The following is a 14,261-nucleotide window of genomic DNA, read 5'->3' as shown; positions in this document are numbered from 1 at the left end:
CGTCGTAGCGGCTTAGCTGCGGCGCTTGCGGTCGCGCGATACCACGGCTTCGATGTTCTTGCGGCCGATCAGCAAACCCGAGCGCACCGGCGGCGACACGGTAGCCGACAGCAAGGCCACCGCCGCCGGGTTGGCCGCAAACACCCCCGCCTGCTGCTGTAGCAAGCCGGCCGCCTGCATCGCCTGCAGCTGGCTTTCGATCACCGCATCGCCCTCGCCACACGCGGCTGCCAGCCGGGCAGCCGTCAAGCCGCCGCTGCCGGCAGCCTGCAGCTGCTGCCACAATTGCTGGGCCAGCGTCGTCGACAGCGCCGCGCGCAAGGTAGTGAGATCCGGAGTCGTCATCGTGTATGCCTGAAAAAAAGTGGCCGGATTATGGCAGTAAGTGCGCGCGCCAGCTACGCACCGGTCAGCGTCGGCTGCGCGCGCGGTTTGGCCACGATGCGCCCGGACAGCAAACTGGCGCTGGCAATCAGCGCGCCGCCGATATACTCCTGCAGCTGCATGTGCTCGCCGGCCAGCAGCCAGGCCGATAGCGCCGCGAACACCAGCTCCATCAGCATCAGCGTCATGATTTGCGTCGCCGGCAAAATGCTCAGGCCGTGCATCGAAATGATGCTGGTAGACAGCAGCGTCACGCCCAGCACCACGATCATCAGCAGGATGGGCACGTCGATCAGCGCCAGCTCGGCCCCCAGTTGGCCGCGCCACAGCAGCGAAGCCAACCCGCAGCCGGCCACCCCCAGCCACACCGACGCCGACTTCACCGGCACCGGCAGGCTGCTGGCGCGCTTGGACAGCACATTACCCAGCGCAAAACTGATGCCGCCGGACAGCGCCAGCCAGTCGGCACGGCTTTGCAGCAAGCCACCTTGCAGAATGTCGGGGCGGTACAGGATGGTGATACAGCCCAACAGCGACAGCGCCACCACGCCCCAGCCCACCGGGCTTAGCCGCTCGCGCAACAGCAGGCGCGAAAACAGTACCGTCCATAGCGGCGACAGATAAAACAGCAGCAGCACGCGCATGACCTGCCCTTCCGATACCGCCCACGTATAGCTGAAATTGCACCAGCCATAGAGCAAAGTCAGCGGAATCAGCACCCGGTCGAAGCGAAACTGCCGCCGGAAGACGTCGCGGAACACGAATACACCCAGACAGGCCGACACCAGATACACGGTCAGCGAAGTAGCCGCCGTGGAAAAGCCGGCCTCGTGCAATACGCGGAACGGGTACCACATCAGGCCCCACACCAATGCCGTGGTCAGCGCACAGCTCACCGCCAACAGCTTTTGTTTTACAAAATCCATAAGCCTTTCTTACTATTGTCCTTTTGTTGCATTGCAAGGAAACGGCGTTGAACCCCCACCTCGATCTGTTGCAGCCCTACCCGTTCCAGCGTTTGCGCGGCCTGCTGGCCGGCGTGACGCCGCCCGCCGACCTGCGGCACATCAATCTGTCCATCGGCGAACCCAAACACCCGACGCCGGACGTGGTCAAGCAAGCGCTGATGGCCAACCTGGACGGCCTGGCCGCTTACCCGGCCACGCTGGGCAGCGACGCGCTGCGCAGCGCCTGCGCCGACTGGCTGCAGCGCCGTTACGGCATTGCCGTGGATGCTGCCCGCGAAATCCTGCCGGTGTGCGGCAGCCGCGAAGCGCTGTTTTCGTTTGTGCAAGCGGTGATCGACCCGCGCGGCAGCGACAAGCCGGTGCTGATTTCGCCCAACCCGTTCTACCAGATCTACGAAGGCGCCGCGCTACTGGCCGGCGCCGAACCGTATTACGTGAACTGCCTGGCGGCCAACGGCTACCAGCCGGACTGGGCGGCCGTACCGGAAGCCGTGTGGCAGCGTACGCAGGTAGTGGTAGTGTGCAGCCCCGGCAACCCGACCGGGGCGGTGATGTCGCTGGATGACTGGAACACACTGTTCTCGCTGTCCGACCGCTACGGTTTTATCATTGCCAGCGACGAATGCTACAGCGAGATCTACTTCGACACGCCGCCGCTGGGCGGGCTAGAAGCCGCACGCCAGCTGGGCCGCGGCTACGAGCGTCTGGTGATGTTCACCAGCCTGTCCAAACGCAGCAATGCGCCGGGCCTGCGCTCGGGTTTTGTGGCCGGCGACGCGCGCATCCTGGAAAAATTCCTGCTGTACCGTACCTACCATGGCAGCGCGATGAGCCAGACCATCCAGCAGGCCAGCATTGCCGCCTGGCAAGACGAAGACCATGTCGCGGCCAACCGCTCAGCGTATACTGCCAAGTTTGACGCGGTCACCCCGTCTTTGGCACAGGTACTGAACGTGGCGCGCCCCGACGCCAGCTTCTACCTGTGGGCCGAAGTGCCCGGCGGTGACGACGCCGCGTTTGCGCGCCAGCTGTTTGCCGAAGAACACATCACCGTGCTGCCCGGCAGTTACCTGGCCCGCGACGCCCACGGCGTGAACCCCGGCGCCGGCCGTATCCGCCTGGCCCTGGTGGCCACGCAAGCCGAATGCGAAGAAGCGGCACAGCGCATCGTCCGCTTCGTAAAAAAACACCACTGAACACGACATCGAGAACCATGACTACCATCCATATCGCCCAAGGACTGAACCATATGCACCCGATCCAGCCCATCATCGAACAAGCCTTCGAAAACCGCGCCGACATTACCCCGGCTACCGTATCGGCCGAACTGAAAGCCGCCGTGGAACAAGTGATCGAAGAACTGGACAACGGCCACCTGCGCGTGGCCGAGAAAATCGACGGCGACTGGGTCGTACACCAGTGGGTGAAGAAGGCCGTGCTGCTGTCGTTCCGCATTCGCGACAACGTGCTGCTGGATGACGGCGTGAGCCGTTACTTCGACAAGGTGGACACCAAGTTTGCCGACTGGAACCAGGAACGCTTCCAGCAAGCCGGCTTCCGCGCCGTACCGGGCGCCGTGGCTCGTAAAGGCAGCTTCGTCGCCAAAAACACGGTGCTGATGCCGTCCTACGTCAACATCGGCGCCTACGTCGATGAAGGCACCATGGTCGACACCTGGGCCACCGTAGGCAGCTGCGCCCAGATCGGCAAGAACGTGCACCTGTCCGGCGGTGTCGGCATCGGTGGCGTGCTGGAGCCGCTGCAGGCCAACCCCACCATCATCGAAGACAACTGCTTCATCGGCGCCCGCTCCGAGGTGGTAGAAGGCGTGATCGTCGGTGAAGGCTCGGTGATCTCGATGGGCGTGTACATCGGCCAGTCCACCAAGATCTACGACCGCGAAACCGGCGAAATCAGCTACGGCCGCATCCCGCCGGGCTCGGTGGTAGTGTCCGGCAACCTGCCGTCCAAGGATGGCAGCCACAGCCTGTACTGCGCCGTGATCGTCAAGAAAGTGGACGCGCAAACCCGCAGCAAAACCAGCATCAACGAACTGCTGCGCGGCGTCTAAGCTTTTTTTAAGGTCTTGTTATCGATAGTTTTCAGCGCTGTATTAATCACGCACGGTAACAATTTCTACACAAAAAAAGCGCGCTGGCATTTTGCGCACTGCACACAAGGCAGATAAAATGCCCACAGGGAGTCGGCAACAGTCGGCTCCCTGTTTCTTCTTGATTTCACAGGACAATCCCTGATCGTGTCTTCCGACAGTTTCATCGAGCTCAAAAACGTCAGCTTTGCCTACGGCGACCGGCCGATACTGCAGGACATCTCCCTTACCATCCCCCGCGGCAAGCTGGTGGCCATCATGGGCGGCAGCGGCAGCGGCAAAACCACGCTGCTGCGGCTGATCTCCGGCCAGGTACGCGCCCAGCAGGGGCAGGTACTGGTGGATGGCCAGGACGTTGGCCGCATGGGCAACCAGGCGCTGTACCAGCATCGCCGCCGGATGGGCATGCTGTTCCAGTTTGGCGCCCTGTTCACCGATCTGTCGGTGTTCGACAACGTCGCCTTCCCCATCCGCGAGCATACCCGGCTACCGGAAAGCCTTATCCGCGACCTGGTGCTGATGAAGCTCAGCGCCGTCGGCCTGCGCGGCACCGAAAGCCTGATGCCGGCAGAGCTGTCCGGCGGCATGGCACGCCGCATCGCACTAGCCCGCGCCATCGCGCTGGACCCGCAGATCATGCTGTACGACGAACCGTTCACCGGCCTGGACCCGATCTCGCTGGGCACCATCGCCCTGCTGATCAAAAAGCTGAACGACGCGCTGGGCACCTCGTCGATCATGGTGACCCACGACGTGCACAAATCGCTGGAGATCGTCGATTACGTCTACTTCGTGGCCAGCGGCCGCATCGCCGCCGAAGGTACGCCGGATGAAGTGCGCCACTCCGACTCGCCGTGGGTACAGCAGTTCGTGCAAGGCGAGGCCGACGGCCCGGTACACTTTGCCTACCCGGCCGGCAATACCCTGGCCGACGCCTTCGGCCTGAAGGAGGTGCGCGCATGAACGCCCTGCTGTCTCCGTTCCGCCGCCTGGGCGCTGCCACCATCAACGCGCTGTGGCGACTGGGCTTCATCAGCCGCTTCTTCGTGGCCATCGTGCTGAACTCCGGCCAAAGCCTGCTGCGCTTCCATCTCACCATCCGCGAGATCTACTACGCCGGCGTGCTGTCGCTGATCATCATCGTGGTGTCCGGCCTGTTTGTGGGCATGGTGCTGGGCCTGCAGGGCTACAACACCCTGGCCCGCTTCGGCTCGGCCGACGCACTGGGCGCGCTGGTGGCGCTGTCGCTGCTGCGCGAGTTGGGCCCGGTGTTGGCCGCCCTGCTGTTTGCCAGCCGCTCCGGTAGCGCCATGACCGCCGAAATCGGCCTGATGAAGGCCACCGAACAGCTGGAAGCCATGAGCGTGATGGCGGTGAACCCCATCGCCCGCGTGGTGGCGCCGCGCTTCTGGGCCGGCGTGATTTCCATGCCCATTCTGGCCGCGCTGTTCAACGTGATGGGCATCTTCGGCGGCTATCTGGTGGGCGTGGAAATGATCGGCCTGGACGCCGGCACTTTCTGGTCGCAGATGCAGAACAACGTCGACCTGCATTACGACGTGATCAATGGCCTGATCAAGAGCGTGTTCTTCGGCATGGCCGTGACGCTGATCGCCGTCTTTGAAGGCTACGACGCCACGCCCACGGCGGCCGGCGTATCGTCTGCCACTACTCGTACCGTGGTGACCTCGGCACTGGTCATCCTGGCGCTGGACTTCGTCCTGACCGCCTTCATGTTCTAGGAAACTGCACAATGAAACGTTCTACGATTGATTTATGGGTAGGCCTGTTTGTGGCCATAGGCCTGGCAGCTATCGCCTTCCTGTCGCTGAAGGTGGCCAACCTTACCCCGCAAAGCAACGCCGATACCTATACTTTGGTGGCCGAGTTCGACAATATCGGCGGCCTGAAAGTGAAAGCGCCGGTGAAGTCTTCCGGCGTGGTGGTTGGCCGCGTCAGCAACATCGAACTGGATACCAAACGCTACGTGGCGCGCGCCACGCTGACGCTGGATAAACAGTACCAGTTCAGCCGTGACACCAGTGCCGAGATCCTCACCGCTGGCCTGCTGGGCGAACAATACATCGGCCTCACCCAAGGCGGTGACCCCGACAACCTGGCCAGCGGCGACCGCATCAGCCTAACCTCCTCTGCCCTGGTGCTGGAGCAGCTGATCGGCAAATTCATGACCAGCTTTGCCGAAAAAGGCGCCCAAGACGCCCCGGCTCAAACCGAATAAACCAGACCTCTCCAGAGAAAGACGCACATCATGAAAAAACTGTTCACCACCCTGATGCTGATGCTGGGCCTCAGCAGCACCGCCCTCGCCGCTTCCGATAACCCGGTGGACGTGATCAGCACTACCTCGCAATCCGCGCTCGAACTGCTGAAGAAAGACACCGGCAAGAACACCAACCAGATCCGCAAACAAGTGGAAGACCTGGTGGTACCGCAGTTCGACTTCATCCGCATGACCGCGCTGGCGGTAGGCAAAGACTGGCGCGGTGCCACCCCGGCGCAGCAAACCCAGCTGGCCGAGCAGTTCCAGACCCTGCTGGTGCGCACCTACTCCTCCACCATGACCCGCTTCAAGAACGCGCAGATCGACGTCAAGCCGAACGCGCAGCTCAACAACAACGGCCGTGAGGCGGTAGTGAAGTCCGAAGTCACCCTGCCGGGCAGCGGCGACAAGAAAAACGTAATGGTCGACTACACCCTGTACCGGGGCAACCAAGGCTGGAAAATTTTTAACGTCAGTGTGGAAGGTGCCAGCCTGGTTACCATCTACCGCAACCAGTTCGGCGAAGAAATCCGCAAGAACGGCGTGGACGGCCTGATCAAGCTGCTGAAAGACAAGAACGAAAAAGGCAAACCGGCATGACACTGCGCACCGTTGCCCCGGGCCAGTTCGCGCTGAGCGGTGATGTCGGCATGGACACCGCCGCCGCGCTGCAGGCCCAGCTGAGCACTGCCCTGCAAGGGGGTAACGCCAGCCTGGACCTGTCCGGGCTGGGCAAGGTGGATTCCGCCGCCGTCGCCCTGCTGCTGAACGCCCTGCGTCATCAGCAGCAACAAGGGGGCACGCTGCAATTGCACCATGTGCCCGACAGCCTGCGCGTGCTGGCCGAGTTGTACGAGCTGGCACCGCTGCTCGGGCTTGCCGAGGAGGCCAAGCCGTGAACAAGCCTTTGCTGATCATCAGCTGCTGCGTGCTGACAGCCTGTGCCAGCACCGGTGGCAACCCGCAAGACCCGCTGGAACCGATGAACCGTGCCGTGTTCAGCTTCAACGACAAAGCCGACCAGTACGTGCTGAAGCCGGTAGCCGAAGGCTACCGCTTCATCACGCCGCAGCCGGTACGCACCGCTGTCGGCAATGTGTTCGACAACTTGCGCGACGTGTACAGCCTGGCCAACCACGCCATCCAGCTGGAAGGCAAGAAATCTGCCACCGACTTGCTGCGCGTATCGATCAACAGCACCTTCGGCCTGTTCGGCCTGATCGACCTGGCCACCCCGATGGGCTTGCCCAGCTACAAGGCCACGCTGGGTGACACCTTCGCCCACTACGGCTGGAAGCAAAGCAGCTACCTGGTGCTGCCGCTGCTGGGGCCCAGCACCATCCGTGACGGTACCGGCATGGGGCTGTCATTCGGCTACAGCAGCGGCTCGTGGGTATTCCAGGAAAACCGCGACGCAGCCGCAGCCACCATCGCCTACGGCGTGGTGAGCCGTGAAAAGCTGCTGGGGCTAGACGAAACCTTCGACCAAGCCGCACTGGACCGCTACAGCTACATGCGTGACGCCTACCTGCAGTACCGCAATGCGCGAACCGGTTTTACGCCCCCTGCCAGTCAGTCCAATCCGGACGACGACAATATCGACGACCTGGTACCGGACGATGCCTCTGCCCCGGTGGCCGAGCAACCCGCCTCGGCACCACAAGCCAGCGCCCCCGGCCTGTAAACCGGTAATAGGCACAAAAAACCGCCCGTTTACCGGGCGGTTTTCTTTTACTGTCAACTGCTGCATCCCCCTCCCGTACGGCACCCATCACGCTGAACCCGCCATGAAAAACGCCCGTCTGGCACCTGCCTGACGGGCGATCTCGACGGGAAAGGCGGCTTAGCCCGGCTGCCAGCCGCCCCCCAGGGCGCTGTACAGGCTGACCACCGCGTTCAGGCGCGCCAGACGGGCGTCCGACAGCGACTGCTCCAGCTGGAACACGCTGCGCTCGGCGTCCAGCACCTCCAGGTAGCTGCTGTAGCCGGCGTCGTAACGCAGGCGCGCCAGACGCAGTGCCTCGCGCATGGCAGCCAGCTGCTGGCCCTGGGCGGTTTCGGCCTCTTGCGAGGTACGTACGGCCGACAGCGCGTCCAGCGTATCGGCAAACGCCGACTGCACCGCCTTCTCGTAGGCGGCCAGCGCCTGCTTCTGGCGCGCGTTGGCCGCGTCTACGCCGGCGCTGATTTCGCCGTTATTAAAGATGGGCGCCGCCAGGTTGGCCGCGTAGTTCCAGGTTTGTGCCGGGCCGGTAAACAGCTTGGACAGCTCGAAGCTGGCGCTGCCCAGGCCTGCCGACAGGCCAATGCTGGGGAAGTAAGCCGCGCGCGCCACGCCGATACGGGCGTTGGCGGCGACCAGCTGCGCCTCGGCAGCGGCCACATCCGGGCGGCGCAGCAGCAGATCGGACGGCAGGCCGGACGGCACCTGCGGCGGCACCGTCAACGCCTCCAGCGTCTTGCCGCGGGCCACCGGCTGTACCAGCTCGCGCGGGTTGGTGCCGGTCAGCACTGCCAGCGCGTGCTCGGTCTGCACCACTGCCTGACGCAGGCGCGGCACCGCGGCACGGGCAGCAGCGGCTTCGGCTTCGGCCTGCTTCAGCTCCAGCTCGGAGGTCATGCCACCGTTAAAGCGCTTCTTGCGCAGGGTGAGGCTTTCCTCGCGGCCCTGCAGCGTGGCTTGTACCGCCGCCAGCTGCGCGTCGTAGCTCAGCAACTGGAAGTAGGTGCTAGCCACCTGGGCGCTCAGCGACTGGCGTGCCGCGTCCAGCAGGCGCCGGCTTTGCGCCAGGTCGGCGTTGGCCGCCTCGCGCTTGCGGGCTTCCTTGCCCCACAGGTCCAGCTCCCAGCTGGCCGACAGTCCACCGCTGTAGTTTTCACCCAGCGCGCCGGCCCCGCTACTGTAGCGCGAGGTTTGCGCACGGGCGCCGGACAAGCTGGCGTTCACCTGCGGCAGCTGGCTGGCGCGCGCGGCGCCGGCAGCGGCGGCCGCTTCGTCCACGCGGGCTGCGGTTTGCTGCAGGTCGCGGTTGTATTGCTGTGCGTCGGCGATCAGGCGGTTCAGCGTGGCGTCGCCAAACTGGCGCCACCAGTGCGCGTCCACCTGCGCCTGCTCGCTGCCTTGCGGTAGCGCCAGGCCGGGCCGCTGGTAATCGGGGCCAACGGCGCAAGCCGACAGCGCGGCCGCTACCAGCAGCGGCATCAAGGCTTGCTTAAGCGTCATGTTTTTCTCCTTTGGCGGCCTTGCCCTGCGACATCTGCATGATCAGCTTGAAGAACAGCGGGATGAACAGGGCAGCAATGAAGGTGGCCGCCAGCATACCGCCGATCACGCCAGTACCGATGGCGTGGCGGCTGGCAGAACCGGCACCGCTGGAAATGGCCAGCGGCACACAACCCAGAATGAAGGCCAGCGAGGTCATCACGATGGGGCGGAAGCGCAGCTTGGCGGCATCAATAGCCGCTTCGGCCAGGCCCATGCCTTCTTCCATCTTGATCACGGCAAACTCGACAATCAGGATGGCGTTCTTGGCCGCCAGACCGATCAGCGTCACCAGCGCTACCTGGAAGTAAACATCGTTCTCCAGACCGCGCAGCCAGGTGGCCAGCAGTGCACCAAACACGGCAAACGGCACCGCGGTCAGTACCGCAAACGGCAGCGTCCAGCGCTCGTACTGCGCCGACAGGATCAGGAACACCATCAACATGCCGACCACGAACACCATGGCCGACGAACCGCCGGTGGATTTTTCCTGGAACGCCGAGCCGGTCCACGCCAGGGTGTAGCCGTCCGGCAGCACTTCCTTGGCCAGCCGCTCCATCGCGATCAGCGCCTCGCCCGAACTGTAGCCCGGGGCTGGGCCACCAACAAACTTGGCGGCCGGGAAGGCGTTGTAGCGGTCCACCACTTCGGGGCCGGTACGCTGCTCGATGGTCACCAGGCTAGTCAGCGGAATCATCTGCCCGTTCTGGCCACGCACGAACACATTACGCAGGTCTTCCACGCTGTCGCGGAAGTCGGCTTCCGACTGCAGCTGTACGGTAAAGATGCGACCGAACTTGCTGAAGTCGTTAACGTACAGCGAACCGAAAGTACTGCTCATCGCGTCGAACACATCGCTGACTGCCACGCCCAGCGCCTTGGCTTTGTCGCGGTCCAGCTGCACGTTCAGCTGCGGCACGTTGGCCGAGAATGTGGTCTGCACGCCGGCCAGTTCCGGGCGCTTGGCAGCGGCCATCATCAGCTTCTGCGCCTGCTGTGCCAGTTCGGCACTGCTGGCACCGTTACGGCTTTGCAGGTAGGCCTCGAAACCGCCGGTAGACGACATGCCGGAGATCGGCGGCGGGTTGAACGCCAGCACCAGGCCTTCCGGCACCATCATGCCTTTCTGGAACACGTCGCCTACCACCGCTTGTGCCGACAGCTCGGGGGCCTTGCGCTCGTCCCACGGCTTCAGCGTGATGAAGGTCACGCCGGTATTGCTGCGGTTGGTACCGGACAGAATGTCGAAGCCGGCAAAGCTCATCACGTCTTTCACCGCCGGGTTGGCCGCAATCTGCTTGTCGAAGCGGTTCATCACGTCCTGGGTGCGGTTGATGGCCGCGCCGTCGGGCAGGATGGTGGCCGCGATGATGTAGCCTTGGTCCTCTTCCGGCGCCAGCGACGACGGAATCAGCTTGAACAGCCACACCGACGCGCCGATCAGCACGCCGAACATCGCCAGCGCCAGCAGGCTGCGACGGATCAGGAACGATACGCCGTTGCCGTAGCTGGTGGTCATGCGGTCGAAGAAGCGGTTGAAGCCTTCAAAGAAGCGGTTGCTGTGCTGGTGCTCGGGTTTGAGCATCAGCGCGCACAGCGCCGGGGTCAGCGTCAGCGCCACGATGCCCGAGATGGTCACCGAGATGGCGATGGTGATGGCGAACTGCTTGTACATCTGGCCGGCAATACCGCCCAGGAACGCGACCGGAATGAACACCGAGCACAACACCAGCACGATGGCGACCACCGGGCCGCTGACTTCCTTCATCGCTTGCAGGGTGGCTTCGTACGGCGGTTTGCCTTCCTGCATCATGATGCGTTCGACGTTTTCCAGTACCACGATGGCGTCATCCACCACGATACCGATGGCCAGCACCATGCCGAACAGCGTCAGCGTGTTGATGGAGTAGCCGAACAGATACATACCGGCGAAGGTGCCCACAATCGATACCGGCACCGCCAGGCCCGGAATCAGCGTGGCGCGCCAGTTCTGCAGGAACAGGTACACCACGGCAAACACCAGCACCATGGCCTCGGCCAGCGTGGCAATCACCTCGTTGATAGACACTTCCACAAAGCGGGTGGTGTCGTACGGGATGGCGTAAGACAGACCTTGCGGGAAACGCGCGGCCAACTCGTCCATGCGCTGCTGTACCGCCTTGGCGGTGTCCAGCTGGTTGGCACCCGGTGCCAGGTTGATACCGATCGGGATGGTCGGGCGACCGTTATGCAGGCCGGAGAAGTCATACGACAGCGCGCCCAGCTCTACCCTTGCCACGTCCTTCAGGCGAACTTGCTGCCCGCCACTGCCGCTGCGCACAATGATGTTCTCGAACTCGGACACCTCGCTGAAACGGCCCTGGGTGGTAATGGTGTAGGTAAAGTCGGGCTTGGTACCGGCTACCGGCGTACCGCCAATTTTGCCTGCTGCAAACTGCGCGTTCTGCTCGCGGATAGCCTGTGCCACATCACCCGGGGTGAGGTTCAGCTGCGACAGACGGTCCGGGCGCAGCCAGATACGCATGGCGTAATCCTGGCCGGCAAAGTTGGTCACCTGGCCCACGCCCGGGATGCGCTTGAGCTCGTCTACCACGTTAAGCAGCGCGTAGTTGCTCATGAAAAGGGTGTCGAAGCGCTTGTCCGGCGAGTACAGCGAAATTACCTGCAGGAAGGTCGCGGCTTGCTTGCTGACGTTGACGCCCTGGCGCCGCACCTCTTCCGGTAGCGAGGACAGCGCTGACTGCACACGGTTATTAACGTTGATGGTGGCCTGGTCAGGGTTGGTACCGATCTTGAAGGTCACCGTCACCGTCAGGCGGCCATTACCCGAGCTGGTGGACTGCAGGTACAGCATATCGTCCACGCCGTTGATGGCTTGCTCCAGCGGTGACGCCACCGTATCGGCCACCACCTCGGCCGAAGCCCCTGGGTAAAAAGCCGTTACCGCTACCGACGGCGGTACGATCTGCGGATATTGTTCCACCGGCAGCGCCCGCATGCCAAAAAAACCGGCGAGCAGGATAACGATGGAGATCACGCTGGCAAAGATAGGCCGGCGTACGAAAAAGGCTGAGAACATGGTGTGCTTCCCCCTGGCTTAGCCGTTGGCCGGCGCACTGGCTGCCGGCTTGGCCGCCTGCGGTACCACCTTGGCACCCGGGCGCAGCTTGATCAGGTTATCCACAATCACCCGTTCGCCAGGCTTCAGGCCGCTCTCAACAATGAAGCCGGCCGGCGTGGCCTCCGCCAGTTGCAGCGGGCGCGGCTGGGCGGTGTTATCTTGCCCTACCACCCACACCATTTTGCCCTGCTGGGTAGTAAGCACAGCCTGCTGCGGTACTACCAGCGCGCCCAGACGGGTTGCCCCCTTCAGCTGCACGCGCACAAACTGGCCTGGGCGCAGCTCGCCCTGCGGGTTGGCAAAGGTGGCACGGGCAGCAGCGGTACCGGTGGCCGGGTCTACCACGCGGTCGGCGTAATCGATCACGCCTTCACGACCGTACACGGTACCGTCAGGCAGTTTGACGCTGACGGTGTAACGATTGCCGGCCGGCAGGCGCAGCTTGCCTTCTGCGGCCAACCTTTGTGCACGCAACACGTCGTTATCCGAGAGCGAGAACTTCACATAGATCGGGTCTAGCTGCGAGATACGCGTCAGCAAACTGCCTTCGCCAGCCTGCACCAAGCTGCCCTCGGAACGCACCTCGGCGCTGGTCACACCACCAATCGGTGCGGTAACACGGGTGTAATCCAGGTTGATCTGCGCACTCTTCAATGCAGCGCGGGCCGCAGCAACTGACGCCTTGGCGCTGGCCAGCGCCGCCACCGCGTCGTCGCGGTCTTTTTGGCTGACGGCGTTTTCCTTGAACAGCGGAATCACGCGGTCGTGGTCTTGCTGGGCGCGGATCAGGCTGGCTTCCTGCAGTTTCAGCGCGGCGGCAGCTTGATCGACGGCAGCCTGGTACGGCGCCGCGTCAATCTGGAACAGCAAGTCGCCGGCTTTCACGCTACTACCTTCGGTGTAGGCACGCTTTTGCAGGATGCCGGACACGCGCGCGCGCACCTCCACCTCGCGCGAGCCGCTGGTCTGCGCTACATATTCGGTAATCAGCGGTACGTCGGCTGCCTGCATGGTTTGCACCGACACCGGCATCGGCGGCATCTGGCCACCGTGACCGGCGGCCTGGTCAGCACCGCCTTTGCCGCAGGCGGCGAGCAGCACGGCCAGAGGCAGCAATACGGCAATTGAAGGTTTGGTGGGTATCACGGAATGCTCCTTGATAGGAAAGTTATACCTGCAAGCAGGCCGATTCTTGATGTCATGCGTCTTGCCGGGCCGAAAGTGGCCGCCCTGCTTCATGCGTACACGCTTCAGTGTAGCCCGTGATTGACTGATGCAATCAACATGAACACAGGGCATTGCCGGGCGGTGTGTGATGCCAAATTATCAAAATACAAAGGCAAGTCGCGCATTTTGATGCCATAATACATACATTCACGTATGTATGTAAACAAACAGTGCTGCAGGATGTGGCGTTTGCCGCTATCCTTATGCCCGCTTTGAAACCCCTGTTATCGACATGGCCAGAAAAACCCGCGAAGAAGCCGAACAAACCCGCCAGTTGCTGCTGGACACCGCTGAAAAGGTGTTCTGGGAGCAAGGCGTGGCCGCCACCTCGCTGACCGACATTGCAGCAGCGGCGGGACTGACGCGTGGCGCCATTTACTGGCACTTTGCCAACAAGCTGGACCTGTTCAACGCGCTGTGCGACCGCATCATGCCGGCGCTGGAAATCATCAACGGCATTCTGCTCGATAAGCGCTACAACCCGGCGGCAAGGCTCTGGCGCCATGTGCACGCCATGTTCGACCTGCTGTACCACGACCAGCGCATGCGCCGCATCTGCGCCATCCACCACATCGGTTGCGAGCAAGTCGGCGAGATGGCGCCGCTGCTGCTGGAGCAACTGAGCTGGACCCAGGAAAAAGAAGCCCAGTTGGCGAGGGTGCTGGAAGAAGCCGACAGCCAGGGGCTGCTGCGGCCGAGTGTGGTTCCCGCCCTCGCCGCCATCGGCCTGCACTCGCTGTACGGTGGCCTGTGCCACAGCTGGATGATTGCCATTGATAACGACACCATCCACCGCCATCTATCTGCCATGTTAAGCCCTTATTTTGTCGGGATTTTCCGTGACGAATGCTGGCTACAGGACGCTGCACCCGCCGCCTGATTGGCGTATACTCCGCGCTTTCCGCTTT

Annotated in this window: 14 protein-coding genes; 9 read left to right on the top strand and 5 right to left on the bottom strand. The window is 63.0% G+C overall.

What is annotated here, in order from left to right; genetic code table 11:
- Positions 1-12: 12 nt before the first annotated feature.
- Together ACK4FZ_RS12960 and ACK4FZ_RS12955 are read right to left on the bottom strand one after the other, a co-directional pair.
- Complete coding sequence (locus ACK4FZ_RS12960; RefSeq protein WP_409821526.1) at positions 13-345, bottom strand: hypothetical protein; 333 nt, start codon at positions 343-345, stop codon at positions 13-15.
- A 53-nt stretch (positions 346-398) separates the two neighbouring features.
- Positions 399-1,310, bottom strand: a complete 912-nt coding sequence (locus ACK4FZ_RS12955) for a DMT family transporter (RefSeq protein WP_409821524.1) — start codon at positions 1,308-1,310, stop codon at positions 399-401.
- Positions 1,311-1,357: 47 nt separating this feature from the next.
- Between ACK4FZ_RS12955 and dapC the strand changes: the two genes are divergently transcribed.
- The 8 genes from dapC (at position 1,358) to ACK4FZ_RS12915 (ending at position 7,427) form a co-directional block, all read left to right on the top strand.
- Complete coding sequence (dapC, locus tag ACK4FZ_RS12950) at positions 1,358-2,548, top strand: succinyldiaminopimelate transaminase (protein WP_409821523.1); 1,191 nt, start codon at positions 1,358-1,360, stop codon at positions 2,546-2,548.
- A gap of 53 nt (positions 2,549-2,601) precedes the next feature.
- Complete coding sequence (dapD, locus tag ACK4FZ_RS12945) at positions 2,602-3,423, top strand: 2,3,4,5-tetrahydropyridine-2,6-dicarboxylate N-succinyltransferase (RefSeq protein ID WP_206210824.1); 822 nt, start codon at positions 2,602-2,604, stop codon at positions 3,421-3,423.
- Between the two features lie 186 nt (positions 3,424-3,609).
- Positions 3,610-4,425 (top strand): ABC transporter ATP-binding protein, encoded by an 816-nt coding sequence (locus ACK4FZ_RS12940; protein ID WP_409821521.1) that lies wholly within the window; start codon positions 3,610-3,612, stop codon positions 4,423-4,425.
- Entirely contained in the window at positions 4,422-5,204 is a 783-nt protein-coding gene (mlaE, locus tag ACK4FZ_RS12935) for a lipid asymmetry maintenance ABC transporter permease subunit MlaE (protein WP_409821519.1), read from the top strand. Before ACK4FZ_RS12940 ends, mlaE begins: the two co-directional genes overlap by 4 nt.
- 11 nt (positions 5,205-5,215) lie before the next feature.
- A complete protein-coding gene (mlaD, locus tag ACK4FZ_RS12930; protein ID WP_409821518.1) occupies positions 5,216-5,701 on the top strand; it encodes an outer membrane lipid asymmetry maintenance protein MlaD in 486 nt (161 codons plus the stop codon).
- A gap of 30 nt (positions 5,702-5,731) precedes the next feature.
- Positions 5,732-6,343, top strand: a complete 612-nt coding sequence (locus ACK4FZ_RS12925) for a phospholipid-binding protein MlaC (RefSeq protein WP_409821516.1) — start codon at positions 5,732-5,734, stop codon at positions 6,341-6,343.
- Positions 6,340-6,642: a lipid asymmetry maintenance protein MlaB gene (locus ACK4FZ_RS12920; RefSeq protein WP_409821514.1), complete on the top strand. Its 303-nt coding sequence runs from the start codon at positions 6,340-6,342 to the stop codon at positions 6,640-6,642. The genes ACK4FZ_RS12925 and ACK4FZ_RS12920 overlap by 4 nt, the downstream gene beginning before the upstream one ends.
- Positions 6,639-7,427 carry a VacJ family lipoprotein gene (locus ACK4FZ_RS12915; protein ID WP_409821512.1) on the top strand — a complete coding sequence of 263 codons (789 nt, stop codon included), beginning with the start codon at positions 6,639-6,641 and terminating at the stop codon, positions 7,425-7,427. The genes ACK4FZ_RS12920 and ACK4FZ_RS12915 overlap by 4 nt, the downstream gene beginning before the upstream one ends.
- 159 nt (positions 7,428-7,586) lie before the next feature.
- Here the strand turns inward: ACK4FZ_RS12915 and ACK4FZ_RS12910 are convergent, their stop codons facing one another.
- From ACK4FZ_RS12910 to ACK4FZ_RS12900, 3 genes are read right to left on the bottom strand one after another with little or no spacing between them, the layout of a single operon-like run.
- A complete protein-coding gene (locus ACK4FZ_RS12910) occupies positions 7,587-8,966 on the bottom strand; it encodes an efflux transporter outer membrane subunit (protein ID WP_409821510.1) in 1,380 nt (459 codons plus the stop codon).
- Positions 8,956-12,084 carry an efflux RND transporter permease subunit gene (locus tag ACK4FZ_RS12905; RefSeq protein ID WP_409821508.1) on the bottom strand — a complete coding sequence of 1,043 codons (3,129 nt, stop codon included), beginning with the start codon at positions 12,082-12,084 and terminating at the stop codon, positions 8,956-8,958. The genes ACK4FZ_RS12910 and ACK4FZ_RS12905 overlap by 11 nt, the downstream gene beginning before the upstream one ends.
- 18 nt (positions 12,085-12,102) lie before the next feature.
- Positions 12,103-13,272 carry an efflux RND transporter periplasmic adaptor subunit gene (locus tag ACK4FZ_RS12900; RefSeq protein WP_409821506.1) on the bottom strand — a complete coding sequence of 390 codons (1,170 nt, stop codon included), beginning with the start codon at positions 13,270-13,272 and terminating at the stop codon, positions 12,103-12,105.
- Between the two features lie 313 nt (positions 13,273-13,585).
- Between ACK4FZ_RS12900 and ACK4FZ_RS12895 the strand changes: the two genes are divergently transcribed.
- On the top strand, positions 13,586-14,233 hold the full coding sequence (locus tag ACK4FZ_RS12895; protein WP_409821504.1) for a TetR family transcriptional regulator: 648 nt from the start codon (positions 13,586-13,588) through the stop codon (positions 14,231-14,233).
- The last annotated feature ends 28 nt before the right edge of the window (positions 14,234-14,261 follow it).

The sequence above is a fragment of the Vogesella sp. genome (genome assembly GCF_046297735.1).
GTDB lineage: Bacteria > Pseudomonadota > Gammaproteobacteria > Burkholderiales > Chromobacteriaceae > Vogesella > Vogesella urethralis.
Note: the sequence above shows the minus strand (reverse complement) of the source record. Positions and strands in the feature narration are given on the sequence as shown.

What these genes read in the sequence shown, in the direction of transcription:
- ACK4FZ_RS12905 (WP_409821508.1), bottom strand. Translation starts at nt 12,084, where the DNA reads ATGTTCTCAGCCTTTTTCGTACGCCGGCCTATCTTTGCCAGCGTGATC.
- mlaE (WP_409821519.1), top strand. Translation starts at nt 4,422, where the DNA reads ATGAACGCCCTGCTGTCTCCGTTCCGCCGCCTGGGCGCTGCCACCATC.
- ACK4FZ_RS12910 (WP_409821510.1), bottom strand. Translation starts at nt 8,966, where the DNA reads ATGACGCTTAAGCAAGCCTTGATGCCGCTGCTGGTAGCGGCCGCGCTG.
- ACK4FZ_RS12895 (WP_409821504.1), top strand. Translation starts at nt 13,586, where the DNA reads ATGGCCAGAAAAACCCGCGAAGAAGCCGAACAAACCCGCCAGTTGCTG.
- ACK4FZ_RS12955 (WP_409821524.1), bottom strand. Translation starts at nt 1,310, where the DNA reads ATGGATTTTGTAAAACAAAAGCTGTTGGCGGTGAGCTGTGCGCTGACC.
- mlaD (WP_409821518.1), top strand. Translation starts at nt 5,216, where the DNA reads ATGAAACGTTCTACGATTGATTTATGGGTAGGCCTGTTTGTGGCCATA.
- ACK4FZ_RS12920 (WP_409821514.1), top strand. Translation starts at nt 6,340, where the DNA reads ATGACACTGCGCACCGTTGCCCCGGGCCAGTTCGCGCTGAGCGGTGAT.
- dapD (WP_206210824.1), top strand. Translation starts at nt 2,602, where the DNA reads ATGCACCCGATCCAGCCCATCATCGAACAAGCCTTCGAAAACCGCGCC.
- ACK4FZ_RS12925 (WP_409821516.1), top strand. Translation starts at nt 5,732, where the DNA reads ATGAAAAAACTGTTCACCACCCTGATGCTGATGCTGGGCCTCAGCAGC.
- ACK4FZ_RS12960 (WP_409821526.1), bottom strand. Translation starts at nt 345, where the DNA reads ATGACGACTCCGGATCTCACTACCTTGCGCGCGGCGCTGTCGACGACG.